A 16,952-nucleotide genomic window follows, 5' to 3' on the forward strand; every position below is an offset into this window, starting at 1 on the left:
TTAACCCTTTAATTCTTCAAATGTTGCAATAAATTCATCGCCCCGAACTTCAAAATTTGGATACATATCCCAGCTTGCATTTGCTGGACTGAGAAGAACAATGTCACCTGCTTGAGCTTCAGCAAAAGCTTTTTGCGTCGCATCTTTCACATCTGCAGCATCCATATAGCTAACACCTGCTTTATCCGCTGCTCTCTTGACACGTGCTGCAGATTCTCCAAGAATAACCATTTTCTTCAATCCTTGAATATCTGGCACCAATTCGTCAAATTCATTGCCACGATCCAGTCCACCAGCAATCAAGATAACCTTGCTATTGTCAAAACCAGACAAGGCCTTTTGCGTTGCAAGAATATTTGTGGATTTGCTATCGTTATAAAATTTAACATGGTTGATTTCACCGACATATTGAAGGCGGTGCTTAACGCCACCGAAACCTGCCAATGTTTCTTTGATGACTTGATTTTCAATGCCACGCAGTTTCGCAACTGCAATAGTTGCAAGGGCATTTTCAACATTATGGCTACCCGGAACGCCAAGCTCATCTGCTGCCATAACAGGCTCTCCACGGAAAGTCAGCATGTTTCCCTCTAAGTAAGCGCCGTCTACCTTTTCCGTCGTTGAAAATGGTACAACGGTCGCTTGCGTCTTTGCAGCCAGCTCTTTCGCTAATGTTTGATTGAAATTCAATATGAGGAAGTCAGATTTGCTCATATTTTTTTGAATGTTCCATTTAGCAGCGACATAATTTTCAAAAGAGCCATGATAATCAATGTGAGTTGGCATCAGATTAGTAATCACTGCAATCTCTGGGTGAAAGGTTTCAATGCCCATGAGTTGGAAAGAAGACAACTCCATGACCAATGTATCATTTTGGGTTGCGGTTGTTGCAACTTGACTGGCTGGAAAGCCAATATTCCCAGAAAGCAGACCATTTTGACCACCTGCAGTCAAGACTTCCGCAATCATCGTTGTCGTTGTTGTTTTTCCATTAGAGCCCGTAATCCCAATAATTGGAGCATCTGAAATCAAATAGGCTAACTCCACTTCAGTGATGACTGGGATTTTCTTTTCCAAAGCTCTCGCTACCATAGGATTGTCGTAACGAATACCGGGATTTTTGACCATCAGTTCAAACTCTTCGTCCAAGAGTTCCAAAGGATGACCACCTGTTACCACTTTGATGCCTTCCTCAAGAAGAGACTGAGCAGCAGGATTTTCCTCAAATGGCTTTCCGTCATTCACTGTAACAATCGCTCCCAACTTATCTAGTAAACGAGCAGCGGCTTCACCAGATTTGGCCAAGCCTAAAACTAACACTTTTTTATTTGCAAAATTTGTAATGTGCTTCATAACACGCCTCTTTTTTTATTCTTCCTATCTATTTTACCTTTTTTTCAGAAAATAAAAAAGCCTTTACGGCTTTTTATTCTTGTCTGTTACGAAGTTTTGAGCAAAACGATACTTTTTTATCTTTTTGTGATAATTTTGAAATATCACGTAGGGAAAAATATGCTACGCCTATCATCAAAATTCCTACGAAAAACTCAGACGGTAATTGAAAAATCTGAAATACTGCCAATCCTAGTAAAATGATAAAAGCGACTAGGGCAATCACTAAAACTACTACATTTAAAGTTCCTTTAATGCTCTGCGGAGCAGCAAAAATGTAAAATAATAGAATGAGAATTCCAAAGATTAAATAAAACATTTCTGCTCCTTTCTAGCCCATCCGCTTCTTTAATATATTAGCAACGAAGCAAACCGTTCTTTCATTATTCAGCTGATTTTTTCTTTTTAGCAGCTTTGGCACGTTGGTTTTTATCAAGAATTTGTTTCCGCAGGCGGATTGATTCAGGCGTCACTTCCATGTATTCGTCATCGTTCAAGAATTCAAGTGATTCTTCCAATGTCAAAATACGAGGCGTTTTAATAACCGCTGTTTGGTCTTTCGTTGCAGAACGAACATTGGTCATTTGTTTGGCTTTTGTAATATTAACCGTCAAGTCATTTTCACGTGAATTTTCACCAATAATCATTCCTTCGTATACTTCTGTACCTGGATTGACAAAAATCGTTCCACGTTCCTCAATAGACATGATAGAGTATGTCGTTGCCTTTCCTGTATCAATTGACACAAGAGCTCCACGACGGCGTCCTCCAATCTCACCTGGAATCAATGGTAGGTATTGATCAAAAGTATGGTTCATAATCCCGTAACCACGCGTCATAGAAAGGAATTCAGTTGAGTACCCAATCAATCCACGCGCAGGCACAAGGAAAATCAGACGTGTTTGTCCGTTTCCGGTAGCCACCATGTCTAACATTTCACCCTTGCGCTCAGAAAGACTTTGGATAACCGAACCTTGGTATTCTTCTGGAGTGTCAATTTGCACACGCTCAAATGGCTCGCATTGTATACCGTCGATTTCTTTGACGATAACTTCTGGGCGCGATACTTGTAACTCATAACCTTCACGACGCATGGTTTCAATTAAGATTGATAAGTGTAATTCTCCACGGCCTGATACAATCCATTTATCTGGCGAGTCAGTCGGATCCACACGAAGCGAAACATCCGTTTGCAATTCAGCCTGCAAGCGTTCTTCAACTTTCCGAGATGTTACCCATTTCCCTTCACGACCAGCAAATGGTGAATTGTTCACTAAGAAAGTCATTTGCAGCGTTGGTTCATCAATGTGAAGAATTGGCAATGGTTCTACTACATCTGTCGGAGTAATCGTTTCACCAACGAAGATATCTTCCATACCGGATACGGCAATCAAATCACCCGCTTTGGCTTCGTCAATTTCACGACGTTCTAGTCCAAAGAAACCAAATAACTTGGTGACACGGAAATTTTTCGTTGTACCGTCTAGTTTAGAAAGCGTCACTTGGTCTCCAACTTTCACAGTCCCGCGGAAAACACGACCAATACCGATACGACCTACAAAGTCATTGTAATCCAAAAGAGAAACTTGGAATTGAAGCGGCTCATCTGAATTATCTACTGGTGCTGGAATATGATCAATAATAGTATCAAAAAGCGGTGCCATAGTGTGCTCTTGGTCAGCAGGATCATCTGACATAGAAGACGTTCCGTTGATAGCAGAAGCATACACAACTGGGAAATCTAATTGGTCATCATCTGCACCCAGCTCGATGAAAAGCTCCAAAACCTCGTCCACTACTTCTGCAGGACGTGCAGACGGTTTGTCAATTTTATTAACGACAACAATCGGCACCAAATCTTGCTCAAGAGCTTTTTTTAACACAAAACGAGTTTGTGGCATGGTTCCTTCATAAGCATCAACAACCAGAACAACCCCGTCCACCATTTTCATGATCCGCTCAACTTCTCCACCGAAGTCCGCGTGTCCTGGAGTGTCCATGATATTGATACGAACACCGTTATAAGCAACAGCTGTATTCTTAGCAAGAATGGTAATTCCGCGTTCTTTTTCAAGATCGTTGGAGTCCATTGCGCGTTCTTGCAACTCTTTTCGATCGTCCAAAGTATGTGATTGCTTCAATAATTCGTCTACTAGCGTTGTTTTCCCGTGGTCAACGTGAGCGATAATAGCGATATTGCGAATATCTTCTCTTAATTTTGTCATTTTATCCTCTAAATCTTAAGTTTTATTTCTAACTGAACAATTATACCACAGATTAAGGCAAAAAACACGGTTAAACTGGGTGTAAATGTTTTCATTAGAAAATCAATGTCCTACAAATTTATTTACATTCTTTATTGCAAAATTATGATATGATAAGAAAAAACAAAGGAAACTGTATGCGTTTAGATATTCTACTAGCTCAAGCTCACATTAGCCGTAAAAAAATGAAGCAAGCTCTACTAAAAAAGAAAATCTTAGTAGATGACTGTCCCGCTCGAAAACTCAGTCAAAATGTTGATACAGGTTTGCAGACGATTACGCTAGAAGAACAACCCGTCCTTGGCAAGCCTCATCAGTATTTTATGATGAATAAACCCCTTGGCGTTGTGACAGCTAACTCCGATGCCAAATTCCAAACAGTTCTAGATCTCATCAGACCTGAAGATTTCAGTGAAGATCTATATTCTGTTGGACGGCTCGATCGAGATACTTCTGGACTGCTGTTAATCACTGACAACGGTCCGCTCGGTTTTCAATTGCTTCATCCTCAATATCATGTCACAAAAACATACGAGGTTGAAGTTAATGGTCTACTAGATGACCAAGCAGTGCAATCCTTTCAAAAGGGCATCGTTTTTCTTGACGGAACAAGTTGTAAACCAGCCACTCTTACAATTCGTTCTTCTAGCTCAAACAAGAGCCGTGCTACTGTCACTATTTCTGAAGGAAAATTTCACCAAATCAAAAAGATGTTTTTAACTGTTGGCGTCAAAGTTACTTCTCTGAAACGAACTCATTTCGGAGATTTTGAATTAGAACCAAACTTAGCCGCAGGAGAATATCAAGCATTCAACCAAGCAGAACTCGAAATAGTGAGGCACTACCTAGAAAAAAGCTATTAAAAGTGAGCAATCCTTTTAGATTACTCACTTTTGATTTTTCCTTTCCATCCATCTAGTCCTGTAGAGAGGATGTAAATATCTTGATAACCTTGTTTTTTCAATAGAATAGCTGCATTCATAACACGTTGTCCACGGCTATTTTCATACAGTAAAACAACCTTGTCCTTACGAATAGCTCCCAAACTCGTTTTTAACTGCTGTGACGGGATATTTCGCGCTCCTAAAATATGTTTCCGGCGAAAATCAGCTGGGTCGCGCAAATCAATCAACTGACCTTGCCGAATCATATCACCAAATTCTGCATTGTCTACAACCTTAGCCGCACGACGAACACGAATATAGTTAAAGCCCATCCAGCCTAACATCCCAACAATAATTGCCAATAAAATCCAGTTTAACATGTTTTCTCCTCGTTCTTCTTCAAATATTGTAATTCCAACTGATGTTCCCTTCGCAAGACCCGCTCAGCTTCTAGATAGTCCATTCTTTCTATCAAGCCCGCATCATAAATCCTCTCTAACTCAATTTTCATCATTTCAATATCATACAAGCGCTTACCCATATAGATAATAATGCCAAAACTTTTGAGGTATTGCTGCACATCATAAAGTGTTTTCATGAGGCTTATTTTACCAGAATTTCAGGAGTATTTCAAGGTTGAAAAGAACTCATTTTGCAAGTAAAACATTCTTCAAGTGCTCAAAAATAACAAAAAAAGCCGCCGATTGGGCGACTCTTATAGGGAGATTATTATGAAAAAGAAAAGTTTAGGATTTTTATCAAATAAAGTTAGGAGGTCTTCATCTGATGATGTTAGTATAACGCCACCTCCTTAAACTTATCTTAAATTCTAAAAGATTTTAAAAATTTATTTTCTACTCTCAAAAATTTACTTACAAGCCCGGAGTTTGACCGATTTCTGCTGTTAACATCCAGATATTCTTTTCAAGTTCTGCTTTTGCACCGACAAAAATATCGTTGGTCACATCATCTCCTTCTTCATCTGTTACATCCAGAGCTTCTTGGTAGAGACCTACCAAGTAACGGAAAATTTCGATGACACGTTCCAAACTTTCTGCAACATTCTTACTGAATTTTCCTTCTTTTTCTTCAATATTACTGTGTTGGATAAATTCACTCAAAGTTGAATACGGCGTTCCACCTAAAGTAATCAAACGTTCACTTACTTCATCTAAAGTCGTATCCAAGGTTTCCATATACTCATCCATCTTAGGATGCCAAACCATAAAACCAGCTCCACGCATGTACCAATGTACTTGGTGAAGGGCAATGTGAGCAGTGTATAAATCCGCTACCACTTGGTTTAAAACTGCTTTTGTTTTGGGAAGAGACTTACTGAAAGACTCAACACTTGAGAAAGTTGCAACATCTTTTGCTGCTTCATTTTTTAGATTAACCATTATCCTACCTCGCTTTTATTTAGAATGATTCTAATCTTTTTGATTATGATTTAATTATAATGTTTCTAAATAAGAAAGTCAAATGATTGAACTCTGAAATTTCTTTTATTAGAAAAGTTGCAATTTTTTAGAATTATTTACGAATAAAAAAGTATGATTCATTTTTATTTTTTCTTGGTTGGAAGCATTGTGGCTTCTTTTTTAGGGCTGGTTGTTGATCGCTTTCCTGAACAATCTATTATCAGTCCTTCCAGTCATTGTAATGCTTGTGGACAGAAATTAGCACCTCGTGATTTAGTCCCTGTCCTTTCTCAGCTTATCAATCGACTGCGCTGTCGGTTTTGTCAGTCAAAAATTCCCATTCGCTACTTGATATTAGAGTTGGTAGGTGGTTTACTCTTTCTCGCAACTTCCTTAAGCTACTTAAATATCAGCCAGCTTGTCTTGCTCATAATGGGAATTACACTAGCTCTTTATGATCAAAGAGAACAGGAATATCCTATCCTCATTTGGTTGTTCTTTCATCTTCTTCTCCTATTTTTGGTAGGTTTTAATCTTCTAATGATTAGTTTTTTAGCCCTTGGAATCGTAGCTTTTTTCTTTGACTTACGAATTGGCGCAGGAGACTTTCTTTTTCTATCTTCTTGTTCAACTGTTTTCAAGTTGACAGAGATTCTTTGGTTGATTCAAATTGCCAGCTTAGTGGGCTTATGTCTCTTTTGCTTAAAAAAGAGAAAAGACAGGATAGCTTTCGTTCCCTGTCTTTTGATTGGAGTGATTGTTCTGCTTTTATGCAAACTGTTGCTTCAATAAAATTAGAATGACGTCCTATCATGAGGCTAGGATGGATGTATCCAGATTCAGCGGAGCCTCGAAACAATAAAGCGATGATTACAATTTTCAAATTTTAGTTTTTTTACGTCATCTTCCCAGATTTCATATTTCTGTAGGTATTTGTACTCATGGGCGTCTATTTCACTCTTGATTTTTCGTGTTTCTTTTTTCTAAGTAATCAGCAATAGCGGCCACATCTTTATCACCACGCCCAGATACATTGACGATAATAATATTGTCCTTACTTAGCTGTGACGCGCGTTTAACTGCTTCTGCAATAGCGCGGGAACTTTCAATGGCAGGAAGTATCCCTTCTTTTCGCGTCAACAATAATAGTGCATCTACTACTTCATCATCTGTCGCAGCCACATATTCAACTCGACCTGAATCTTTAAAAAAGGCATGTTCAGGACCAACTCCCGGATAGGCCAATCCAGCGGAAATAGAATTAACAGGAGCTACCTGATCATTTTCTGAAAACAAAGCATACGTTTTCATGCCAAACTTAGCAGCCGATGCAGCTGTTGCTACTCCATGTTGACCGGCTCCAGTCTCTGCGATAACTCTGGTCTTACCCATTCGTTTTGCTAGGAGAATTTGCCCTAAAACATTGTTTAATTTATGAGAACCTAGGTGATTCAAGTCTTCTCATTTGAGATAGATTTTTGCACCTCCTAAATAGTCCGTCAAACTTTCTGCAAAATAAAGCGGTGTCTCTCGACCTGCATCATCTGCTAAATAATGATGATATTCTGCTAGAAACTCTGGAGCATTTTTATACTTTTCAAATGTTCCCTCTAGCTCGTCTAATAAAACTTGAATCGGTTCTGGTACAAAGCTACCACCAAATTGACCAAAATATCCTTTATTTTCTACCATGATGTTTCCTCACAATCTTTAGCATTCTTGAATTTAAACAACAAAATACCCCCACACAAAAACTGTGTGAGGGCGTATGAGCGCAGTGCCACCTCAGTTATGGGAAAAGTAGACCTTATCCGCATATCTCTATCTTGTCTATCAACAAGCTGCACTGTAAGGTGTGCACACCGAATTTTTATTGTTTCAAATTCATATCATTTACATCAGCCCATTTCATAAATATCTACTACTTGTTTACACCTAGCACAAGCTCTCTGGAAGTATCAATTTACTACTTTTCTGATGTTTGAGCATTATTATAGAGTTTTTCTACCATTCTGTCAATAAAATAGTGAAAAAGCATCCTAAATCCGAACAATAACCCATATTTTTACTTAGAAGTCAGAAACTTATCTTTCCAATGGCTGACACAAGTTTTATACAATAGAAAAGCCAGATATCCGCCTAATGTATTTGTCCATAAATCATCTATTTCAAAAACACGATTGGCATCAATGAAAATATCTAACAAAATCTGTGTACATTCAATGAAAAGGCTTATCGCAAAGCTGACAGAGAGTACACGTTTGGTATTTCGCAAGTTCGGAAACAACCAGAGAAGCTGAAAAATCAGTGGGCTAAGTAGAAAAATATTCATTATATTTTGCACAAAAACCTTAATTAATTGAAAGAAAGAAGTAATTTGCCCAAGATTGACCAAAGAATTAAAAGGAATAAGGAGAACTACAATGCGTCCAAACTGCTGAATTCCCGGTGTTTCCATCCCTTCTTCTGGCACCTGAGGAAGAAAACACATCAAACACAATAAGAAGATGTAGAGCATGCTTCCCCAAGTCAGAATTTTACGTCCTTTAACTGTTAATTCTCCATTGGATTGCAGCCACACTTTTAACCTAGGCATGTTTCGCAAGTGCCTTCTCCTTGTCTTTCTTCATCGTATTGGAGCGCAATTGACCGCAAGCTGCATCAATATCTGTACCATGCTCCTGACGAACAACACAGTTAATGCCATTCTTTTTTAGAGTATCGTAGAAAGCCATTACACGTTCCTTGGGACTGCGACTATATTGATCGTGCTCACTAACCGGATTGTAAGGGATCAAATTGACATACGATAGCTTTTTGATGTTTTTGAGCAATTCAGCTAATTCCAATGCCTGCTCTACTCCGTCATTGACTTCATTTAGCATGATATACTCAAAAGTAACCCTGCGGTTGGTTGTTTCAATATAATATTCAATCGCCGCAAATAGCTTTTCAATTGGAAAGGCACGATTTATTTTCATAATGCTAGAACGCAATTCATTATTGGGTGCATGAAGAGAAACAGCTAAATTAACCTGCACTCCTTCGTTTGCAAAATCACGAATTTTATGTGCTAGACCGGAAGTGGAAACCGTAATGTGACGAGCTCCGATAGCCAGCCCTTTGTCATCATTGACAGTTCGCACAAACTTGAGAACATTGTCATAGTTATCAAAAGGCTCGCCAATCCCCATAACCACAATATGGCTGACGCGCTCACCTTGTCCACGCTCATCAAAATATTTTTGCACCAGCATAATCTGAGACATAATTTCCCCATTATTCAAGTCACGCTGCTTTTTAATCAGCCCGCTAGCACAAAATGTACAGCCAATATTGCAACCCACCTGAGTGGTTACACAGACCGACAGACCATAGTGCTGACGCATGAGAACTGTTTCAATCAACATACCGTCTGGCAGTTCAAAAAGATACTTTACTGTGCCGTCAGCCGATTCCTGCACAACTCTTTGCTTTAGCGGATTGACAACAAATTCATCTTCTAACTTTGCTAATAAACCCTTTGAAATGTTTGTCATTTCTGTAAAAGACTGAACCCGTTTGCGATAAAGCCACTCCCAAATCTGAGTAGCTCGAAATTTCTTTTCTCCTTTACTTTCTGTCCAATCTATCAAATCCTGACGGGTCAAGCTATAAATCGATGGTTTCATTTTTTCTCCTTCATTTCGTTACAAAAACCCATTCCATACACTATTTTTGACGAATAACAAAATGGCGCTGGCTACTTGTTTGTTGTTGCTTCGTTGAATTTTGCTTTCTTGCTCTTTGCTTTTGATTTTGTCGCTTACTGCGCTGGCGATTTTCTCGCTTGGGTTGCTCTTCTTTATAGGAGTGAGCTTGTTTAGAACGACGTGGCTTGTTATCACTTTCTTTCTTGTGATGTGATTTTTTATCAAACGATGCGCGACGCGGCTGTAAATTTTCCAAGACAAAATAAGCACAACCATAATTACAGTATTCTAGTAAATATTCTTCTAAACGGCTGATTTTTTCTTCGCTTTCATTTGCCTTGTCATCTTTATAAAATCCACGCAAACGCAACTGCTCGTTGCCCCAGTCGCCAACAATATAATCAAATTTTGTTAAAATATCTGAAAAACGCTGATTAAAAGCCGTTATAGCAAAACCTTCCTTGAAATTATCTACCAAGTCAAATTCAATTGTCTCAGTCAAAATTTTGGTTCCTATTTGCCGAAACTCCGGTCCAGGAAATTTATTGTAATTGTATAATTCAGGTGCAATTTCTTTTCGCATAGTCATCCTTTATCATCTTATTTCTTGTATTAAACTTATTTTACCATAAAAAGAAGTGTTTTTGATAGTTGAAATAGAGAAAGAAGAAAAGAGCAAAGTCAAATTTCTATCATTAACTTGCTCTTTTATTGAACTATTTTTATGACTTCTTTGTGCTCTTGAGGTAATCAATGGCGTCTTGCAGGGTCTTGACTGGTACAATTTTCATATTGGTCTTAATTTTTTTAGCAGTTTCCAAAGCGGTCTCATAGTTAGTTTTCGCTTTAGGATTAGCTTTTTTAGCTTCCTTAGTAACTGGATTATTTGGTGCAAAGAAAATTTCTGCACCATTTTTTGCTGCTGAAACAACTTTTTTGTCAATCCCACCAATTTCGCCAACTTTTCCTTCGCGGTCAATTGAGCCCGTCCCAGCAATATTTCTGCCGTCTCTCAATGTTGGATCTGCAATTTGCGTATAAATTGCCAAACTAAACATCAAGCCCGCACTTGGTCCACCAATACCGGCTGTTGAAAATTCAATTGGTGTGTTGCTTGTGACTTCTGTTCGGTCGATCAAGCTAATACCAATCCCGTTTTTCCCATTTTCAAGTTTGATGATTTTACCTGTAGCAGATTTCTTCTGACCGTCTTCTGCATAGTTCACCTTGACTTTGCTGCCAATCTTTTGCGCTCCAACATAGTCTATCAATTCTTTTGAACTATTGAAAGTCTTGTCATTCACACCTGTCACGGTATCTGCAATATTTAAAATGCCTTTAAAAGTAGAATTCTTTGTGACTTGCAAGACGTAAACCCCTAGATATTTCAGAGTAATATCTTTGCCAGCTTTTTTCAACCCTTGGTATTTAGCTAGGTTTTGCGATGTTTCCATATAAAACTGATTGATCCGCATGTATTCTTTATCAGAAGTTCCGCCAGTTAAATCCTTCGCCGAATAAATATCTGTAAAAGGTGTCAACCAAGCATAAACCAAATGAGCAAAGGTCGCATGCTGAATCCCAACCGTTACAAAGTTGTAAGAACCTTTTTCCTTATCTTCTTTGTTGTCCACGCGCAATACCTGACGGACATCTGCTGCACCACCTGGCACCTCAATATAATAAGGCAAGGGAACTACAAAAGATAAGAAAAGCAAAATCAGCCCTGCTATTGCAATTATCGGCCATTTTTTAAATTTATTTCTTGGTTTTTCCATACTGTTTCTTTAACTCCTTTACGACACTTTCAGGCACATACTTTAAAATATCCTGCTCAAAGGAAATCAATTCACGAATTCTTGATGAGCTGAGATGCTGATAAGCTGGTTTGCTAATCAAAAAGATGGTATCCAATTCAGGTGCCAATTCATGATTAAAAAAGTTGAGATTCCCCTCATAATCCAAATCTTGACTATTCCGTAGTCCCCGTACAAAAGTTGTCACTCCTAGCTTTCTAGCTACTTCCACTGCCAATTCGTCATGAGAAGTAACAATTTTTACATTCTCCAAATGAGCTAGAGCAGCTGTCACCATTTTTTCTTTTGCTTCAATACTAAAAAAACTCTTTTTCTCAAGATTATAAAAAATACCAACATAAAGACAATCAAAGAGCTTGCTAGCTCGCTCAATCAAGTCAATATGCCCCTTTGTAATCGGGTCAAAAGAACCCGTAAATAATCCAATTTTATCTGACATAAACCGTCACCTTTGAAATTCCATATATTTTTTGCTTCCAGATGCCTAGTCCTGCGATTTCTTCTGGTAAATCCACCGACTTGTCCGTCTCACAAACAACCAGTACATCATCGCTCAGAAGCTCTCGTTCAACCAATTTTTCAATATTAGCAGCAATCTGCTCTTTTGCATAGGGTGGATCTAATAACACCAAGTCAAACTGTCCTGTGACCAATTCAAGCGCTCGATTGGACTCCATTTTCAGAAGTTCAAATCGTTCTTTTTCCTTAGTCATGATGATATTTTGGCTGATAATCGTTTGCGCCCTGCGGTCTTTTTCAACCAAAACAGCCGAAGCCATGCCTCGCGAAATAGCTTCAATCGCTAAACTGCCACTTCCGGCATACAAATCCAACACTCGTCCTCCATCAAAATAAGGACCAATCATATTAAAGATAGCTCCCTTAACCTTGTCTGTCGTCGGTCTGGTTGTTTTGCCTTCTAATGTTTTAAGAGGACGCCCCCCATATTTCCCTGCAACAACTCTCATAAAGAATATTATAACAAAATCTCGAAAGAATGTATCAGTTTTTCTTCTGTGATAACTGTAAGTCAATTGTTTTTTTGCTGTCCAACTTTTGGGATGCCGTTCAAACATGATGATTTTTCAATACAGTTTTTTGCAATTATCTTGAGCTGATTGCAGAGCAAATAAAAATCCCCTGATATAAACCAGAGGACTGATTGATTATCTTACTTCAAGCAAGCCAACGTCACCATCTTCACGACGATACAGAACATTGGTTGTGCTATCTTCTACATCAGTATAGATGAAGAAGTCATGTCCCAATAAATCCATTTGAAGAAGAGCTTCTTCTAAGTCCATTGGTTTTAAATCAATTTGTTTTGAACGAACGACTTTTGCAGGTGCAGCTTCCACTTCTTCAACGACAGCATCTGTAAACAACTGACTGGTTGATTTTTTATTACGGTTTTTACGTTCAATTTTTGTTTTATTTTTACGAATTTGACGTTCAATTTTGTCTGTCACCAAATCAATAGAACCATACATATCTTGAGAAACATCTTCTGCACGAAGAGTGATAGAACCAAGTGGAATAGTTACTTCAACTTTGGCTGTTTTTTCACGATAGACTTTCAAGTTTACACGCGCATCCAATTCTTGATCAGCTTGGAAATATTTTTCGATTTTTTCAAGTTTAGAAACTACGTAATCACGAAGAGCTTCTGTTACTTCTAGGTTTTCACCACGGATACTATATTTAATCATATAAGTACCTTCTTTCTAAGCATTTGTTTTTCTTTATTTTATTATAACGCTTTCATTTTTTTTTTGCAATTTTTTTATCATCTGGCTAATGAAAATGTCACAATTTCTTTCACTCCCGCTTCCACTAAAATTTCCTTGGCTAATTGTAGGGTTGCTCCTGTTGTATAAATGTCATCTATCAAAAGGATTTTGAGTGGAAGTTGAATATTATCTTTCACTTTAAAACACTGCTGACTTTGCAATCGCTCCTTTCTCGTCTTGCTTGATTGAGCAATTGTATCATACTTTTCTAAAATTTCTCTAAACGGCAACTTTGTCCCCTCAAGGAGAGCTGTTACTTGATTAAATCCTCTTGTCTGATACTTTTCGGCACTTACAGGAATGGGAACAAGCACATAATCACGGTAAACTTTTAATTCCTTTTGCAAAACTTCTGCAAATACAGAATAAAGGGCATAATCTCCTTGAAATTTATATTGACTGAATAAGTCTTTCATGGCTTCATTATACACAAAACAGCTTTTATGGCAAACTTCTTTTCCTTTTTCTATCCACACTTGGCAATCCATGCAGACTTCACTTGCCCCGTCACGATAACACTTCGGGCAATGCTGCCCTGAAATGCGTTGAAATTTTTCAAAACAAGTATCACAGGCTCTTGCTTTTGGCTTCGTCAAAGTCAATAAATCACAAAATGTTAGCTTTTCATCCAGTAGACTATCACATAAAACACATGAATTCATAAATCGGCCTCCTGATTCATCTCCTGAATTTCTTTAATCGCTTTTTCTATCGCCATAGTTGTACCGTCATGAAAAAAGATTAACTCGCCTGTCGGTCGATCCATACTGCGACCGACGCGTCCAGCGATTTGTACCAAAGCGCTGCGACTAAACAGACGGTGGTTGGCTTCTACCACGAAAACATCCACGCAAGGAAAAGTCACCCCACGCTCCAAAATCGTCGTCGTTACCAAAATCGTGATTTCTTTTTGACGAAATTTCTCTACAATTTCCAGTCGATTTTCAGTCGTCGAGGCTACAAAGCCAACTTTTTCATTAGGAAAAGTGCTTTGAAGAATCTCTGCAAATTCCTGCCCCTTTTTAATCTCAGAAGCAAAAATAAGAAGTGGAAAGCTTGTTTTTCTCTGCTTTTGAATAAACTGTCTTAACTTAGGAACTAGCTTCTTTTGACCAAGATATTTTTGAAAATCTGCCAACCAAATTTTTTGAGGAACAATCAAAGGATTCCCATGAAAACGTCTAGGTAGACTCAAACGAGTTAATTCTCCTTTAGCCACTTTTTTGTCCAACTCATCTGTGGAAGTTGCTGTTAAGAAAATCTTCGTTCCTTCTACTTTAACTGCCTGATGAACCGCATGATAAAGCATCGGATTGTCCACATAAGGAAAGGCATCTACCTCATCAACAATAAGAAGATCAAATGCTCGGTAAAATTTGAGAAGCTGATGTGTGGTGGCAATCACGAGAGGACTGCGGGAATATGCTTCTGATTCGCCGTGCAGGAGTGAAATGTTACAGTCAAAATCTTCTTTCAGTCTGCGATAAAGTTCTAAGCAGACATCAATTCTGGGGCTAGCCAAGCAGACTGCTCCGCCCTGATTGATGACTTGTGCCACCACTTGATAGATCATTTCCGTCTTTCCGGCTCCCGTGACTGCGTGAACCAAGCTATCTTTGCGTTTGGTAACCGCCTCTACAAGTCCTTGAGAAACCTTGGCTTGAAATGCTGTCAACTTTCCTTGCCATTTCAAAACATTCGCTTTGGGAAATTCTTCCTGTGGAAAATAGTATAGTTCTTCATCACTCCTAACTCTTCCTAAGATCAAGCAAGACCTACAATAATAAGCACCGATTGGCAGTTGGTGTTTTTCTTTGTCAATGGCTTGTCCACAGCGATTACAGCTTAACTTTCCTTTCTCTTCTACCATTCCAACTAAGCTTTGTGCTTGCAATTGCAATTCTGGTGACAGTTGATTTTGGGTAAAAATGTGACCTAAACAATCTTGTAATTCCGTCATATCTATTTATTCGGAAAAACTTTGGCAAAATAAAAGTTTTTTTGTAAAATGAAGATATGGAATTTAGAACAATCAAAGAGGACGGTCAAGTCCAAGAAGAAATCAAAAAATCGCGCTTTATCTGCCATATCAAGCGGGTGACAACAGAGGACGAAGCACGAAATTTTATTCAGGCTGTCAAAAAAGAACACTACAAAGCCACTCACAACTGCTCTGCCTTTATTTTAGGAGAGCGGAGCGAAATGAAGCGAAGTAGTGATGATGGCGAACCCAGCGGAACTGCTGGCGTGCCTATGCTGGGCGTCTTAGAAAATCATCAACTAACCAACGTCTGTGCTGTCGTAACGCGCTATTTTGGGGGCATCAAGTTAGGAGCAGGTGGGCTCATTCGGGCTTATGCTGGCAGCGTTGCCCTAGCTATCAAAGAAATCGGAATTGTCCACATAAAAGAACAACTTGGGCTAAGACTTACTCTTTCCTACAGTCAATATCAAGAATTGCCAAATTTTCTTAAAGCCAAACAGTTGCAAGAACAAGATACAGCTTTTACAGATCAAGTACAAACGACTATTTTCGTTGACAAAGACGATAAGGACAGCGTTATAGAAAGTTTGATTGAACTGTTCAATGGAAAAATTGACATTGTTGAGCAGGGATTGCGGAAAGTTGAGGTTCCCATTTCTTCATCCTAAATATTAAAAAAAGCTATCGACTTGATAGTTTTTTTATATTTTACAAAGACTCTTTTTCGTTTTATACTGATTGTATCAACAGAATTGAGGTATTATTTTATGGCACAAATTTATCATAACATTACAGAACTCATTGGAAATACTCCTATTGTGAAATTGAATAAGCTGGTTCCAGAAGGCGCTGCTGATGTCTATGTCAAGCTAGAAGCTTTCAATCCGGGGTCGTCTGTCAAAGACCGCATTGCTCTCAGCATGATTGAGACCGCTGAGCAAGAGGGCTTGATTCAGCCGGGTGCAACCATTGTCGAAGCAACCAGCGGAAATACTGGAATCGGTTTGTCTTGGGTCGGTGCAGCTAAAGGTTATAAGGTCGTTATTGTTATGCCAGAAACCATGAGTGTGGAACGCCGCAAAATTATCCAAGCTTATGGCGCCGAATTGGTGCTCACTCCCGGAAGCGAGGGAATGAAAGGTGCGATTGCCAAAGCTGAAGAAATCGCCAAAGAACGCAACGGATGGCTGCCGCTACAATTCAACAATCCAGCTAATCCTGAAGTACACGAAAGAACAACAGGAGCTGAAATTATCGCTGCTTTCGGTAAAAAAGGGTTGGATGCCTTTGTCGGAGGAGTTGGCACAGGTGGTACAATTTCTGGCGTTTCTCACGCTCTCAAAAAAGTCAATCCAAATATACAAGTTTACGCAGTTGAAGCCGATGAGTCCGCTATCCTGTCCGGTGAAAAACCTGGACCACACAAGATTCAAGGAATTTCAGCTGGTTTTATCCCAGAAACACTGGACACTCAAGCTTATGACGGTATTGTCCGCGTTACTTCTGATCAAGCGCTCGACCTTGGACGCCGTGTCGGTGGACAAGAAGGCTTTCTTGTAGGAATTTCTTCTGCCGCAGCTATCTATGCTGCACTTGAAGTAGCCCAAAAATTAGGCACAGGCAAAAAAGTCCTAGCTCTTGCTCCAGATAACGGCGAACGCTACCTCTCAACCGCTCTCTATAATTTTGAGGTTTAGAAATCAAGGCA

The 16,952-nt window shown here is 39.0% G+C and carries 19 protein-coding genes and 1 pseudogene; 4 read left to right on the forward strand and 16 right to left on the reverse strand.

Annotated elements, in window-relative coordinates:
• From murD to typA, 3 genes are all read right to left on the reverse strand, one after another.
• Nucleotides 1–1,353, reverse strand: a complete 1,353-nt coding sequence (gene murD / locus HMPREF3249_RS07280) for a UDP-N-acetylmuramoyl-L-alanine--D-glutamate ligase (RefSeq protein WP_003043168.1) — start codon at nucleotides 1,351–1,353, stop codon at nucleotides 1–3.
• A gap of 73 nt (nucleotides 1,354–1,426) precedes the next feature.
• Entirely contained in the window at nucleotides 1,427–1,711 is a 285-nt protein-coding gene (locus HMPREF3249_RS07285; RefSeq protein ID WP_003043425.1) for a DUF3165 family protein, read from the reverse strand.
• 64 nt (nucleotides 1,712–1,775) lie between these two features.
• Nucleotides 1,776–3,617, reverse strand: coding sequence for a translational GTPase TypA (typA, locus tag HMPREF3249_RS07290; RefSeq protein ID WP_049533489.1), 1,842 nt, complete (start codon nucleotides 3,615–3,617; stop codon nucleotides 1,776–1,778).
• Between the two features lie 176 nt (nucleotides 3,618–3,793).
• Here typA and HMPREF3249_RS07295 point away from each other — a divergent pair, with 176 nt between their 5' ends.
• The gene (locus HMPREF3249_RS07295; protein ID WP_003043313.1) at nucleotides 3,794–4,519 is read left to right on the forward strand and encodes a pseudouridine synthase; all 726 of its coding nucleotides are present in this window, start codon (nucleotides 3,794–3,796) and stop codon (nucleotides 4,517–4,519) included.
• 20 nt (nucleotides 4,520–4,539) lie between these two features.
• Here HMPREF3249_RS07295 and HMPREF3249_RS07300 read toward each other — a convergent pair whose 3' ends face one another.
• The 3 genes from HMPREF3249_RS07300 to HMPREF3249_RS07310 all read right to left on the reverse strand — a co-directional run bounded on the left by HMPREF3249_RS07300 (nucleotide 4,540) and on the right by HMPREF3249_RS07310 (nucleotide 5,940).
• Nucleotides 4,540–4,920: a rhodanese-like domain-containing protein gene (locus tag HMPREF3249_RS07300; RefSeq protein ID WP_003043565.1), complete on the reverse strand. Its 381-nt coding sequence runs from the start codon at nucleotides 4,918–4,920 to the stop codon at nucleotides 4,540–4,542.
• The gene (locus HMPREF3249_RS07305) at nucleotides 4,914–5,138 is read right to left on the reverse strand and encodes a YqgQ family protein (protein WP_003043479.1); all 225 of its coding nucleotides are present in this window, start codon (nucleotides 5,136–5,138) and stop codon (nucleotides 4,914–4,916) included. The genes HMPREF3249_RS07300 and HMPREF3249_RS07305 overlap by 7 nt, the downstream gene beginning before the upstream one ends.
• 274 nt (nucleotides 5,139–5,412) lie before the next feature.
• Nucleotides 5,413–5,940 (reverse strand): Dps family protein, encoded by a 528-nt coding sequence (locus tag HMPREF3249_RS07310; protein ID WP_003032411.1) that lies wholly within the window; start codon nucleotides 5,938–5,940, stop codon nucleotides 5,413–5,415.
• 153 nt (nucleotides 5,941–6,093) lie between these two features.
• Here HMPREF3249_RS07310 and HMPREF3249_RS07315 point away from each other — a divergent pair, with 153 nt between their 5' ends.
• On the forward strand, nucleotides 6,094–6,753 hold the full coding sequence (locus HMPREF3249_RS07315; protein WP_049533491.1) for a prepilin peptidase: 660 nt from the start codon (nucleotides 6,094–6,096) through the stop codon (nucleotides 6,751–6,753).
• Between the two features lie 162 nt (nucleotides 6,754–6,915).
• On the opposite strand, the pseudogene HMPREF3249_RS07320 reads toward HMPREF3249_RS07315, so the two are convergent.
• The 10 genes and pseudogenes from HMPREF3249_RS07320 to HMPREF3249_RS07365 form a co-directional block, all read right to left on the reverse strand.
• Nucleotides 6,916–7,653, reverse strand: a pseudogene (locus tag HMPREF3249_RS07320) (pyridoxal-phosphate dependent enzyme).
• A 373-nt stretch (nucleotides 7,654–8,026) separates the two neighbouring features.
• Nucleotides 8,027–8,557 (reverse strand): VanZ family protein, encoded by a 531-nt coding sequence (locus tag HMPREF3249_RS07325; protein WP_059221069.1) that lies wholly within the window; start codon nucleotides 8,555–8,557, stop codon nucleotides 8,027–8,029.
• Nucleotides 8,550–9,632: a dual-specificity RNA methyltransferase RlmN gene (rlmN, locus tag HMPREF3249_RS07330; RefSeq protein ID WP_049533493.1), complete on the reverse strand. Its 1,083-nt coding sequence runs from the start codon at nucleotides 9,630–9,632 to the stop codon at nucleotides 8,550–8,552. Before rlmN ends, HMPREF3249_RS07325 begins: the two co-directional genes overlap by 8 nt.
• Nucleotides 9,633–9,672: 40 nt before the next feature.
• On the reverse strand, nucleotides 9,673–10,236 hold the full coding sequence (locus HMPREF3249_RS07335) for a YutD family protein (protein ID WP_049533494.1): 564 nt from the start codon (nucleotides 10,234–10,236) through the stop codon (nucleotides 9,673–9,675).
• A 139-nt stretch (nucleotides 10,237–10,375) separates the two neighbouring features.
• Nucleotides 10,376–11,431, reverse strand: a complete 1,056-nt coding sequence (locus tag HMPREF3249_RS07340; protein WP_049533495.1) for a SepM family pheromone-processing serine protease — start codon at nucleotides 11,429–11,431, stop codon at nucleotides 10,376–10,378.
• Nucleotides 11,412–11,909, reverse strand: a complete 498-nt coding sequence (coaD, locus tag HMPREF3249_RS07345) for a pantetheine-phosphate adenylyltransferase (RefSeq protein ID WP_049533496.1) — start codon at nucleotides 11,907–11,909, stop codon at nucleotides 11,412–11,414. The genes HMPREF3249_RS07340 and coaD overlap by 20 nt, the downstream gene beginning before the upstream one ends.
• On the reverse strand, nucleotides 11,899–12,447 hold the full coding sequence (gene rsmD, locus HMPREF3249_RS07350) for a 16S rRNA (guanine(966)-N(2))-methyltransferase RsmD (protein ID WP_180363200.1): 549 nt from the start codon (nucleotides 12,445–12,447) through the stop codon (nucleotides 11,899–11,901). The genes coaD and rsmD overlap by 11 nt, the downstream gene beginning before the upstream one ends.
• Nucleotides 12,448–12,636: 189 nt before the next feature.
• The gene (hpf, locus tag HMPREF3249_RS07355) at nucleotides 12,637–13,179 is read right to left on the reverse strand and encodes a ribosome hibernation-promoting factor, HPF/YfiA family (protein ID WP_049533497.1); all 543 of its coding nucleotides are present in this window, start codon (nucleotides 13,177–13,179) and stop codon (nucleotides 12,637–12,639) included.
• A 77-nt stretch (nucleotides 13,180–13,256) separates the two neighbouring features.
• Complete coding sequence (locus HMPREF3249_RS07360; RefSeq protein WP_049533498.1) at nucleotides 13,257–13,922, reverse strand: ComF family protein; 666 nt, start codon at nucleotides 13,920–13,922, stop codon at nucleotides 13,257–13,259.
• On the reverse strand, nucleotides 13,919–15,220 hold the full coding sequence (locus HMPREF3249_RS07365; protein ID WP_049533499.1) for an ATP-dependent helicase ComFA: 1,302 nt from the start codon (nucleotides 15,218–15,220) through the stop codon (nucleotides 13,919–13,921). Before HMPREF3249_RS07365 ends, HMPREF3249_RS07360 begins: the two co-directional genes overlap by 4 nt.
• Before the next feature lie 56 nt (nucleotides 15,221–15,276).
• On the opposite strand from HMPREF3249_RS07365, the gene HMPREF3249_RS07370 reads away from it, so the two are divergent.
• Both HMPREF3249_RS07370 and cysK read left to right on the forward strand, forming a co-directional pair.
• Nucleotides 15,277–15,912: a YigZ family protein gene (locus HMPREF3249_RS07370; protein WP_049533500.1), complete on the forward strand. Its 636-nt coding sequence runs from the start codon at nucleotides 15,277–15,279 to the stop codon at nucleotides 15,910–15,912.
• A 99-nt stretch (nucleotides 15,913–16,011) separates the two neighbouring features.
• On the forward strand, nucleotides 16,012–16,941 hold the full coding sequence (gene cysK / locus HMPREF3249_RS07375) for a cysteine synthase A (protein ID WP_070496967.1): 930 nt from the start codon (nucleotides 16,012–16,014) through the stop codon (nucleotides 16,939–16,941).
• The last annotated feature ends 11 nt before the right edge of the window (nucleotides 16,942–16,952 follow it).

Origin of the sequence: Streptococcus sp. HMSC36C04, assembly GCF_001839535.1 — a bacterium.
In the GTDB taxonomy this organism is placed as follows: Bacteria; Bacillota; Bacilli; order Lactobacillales; family Streptococcaceae; genus Streptococcus; species Streptococcus hominis.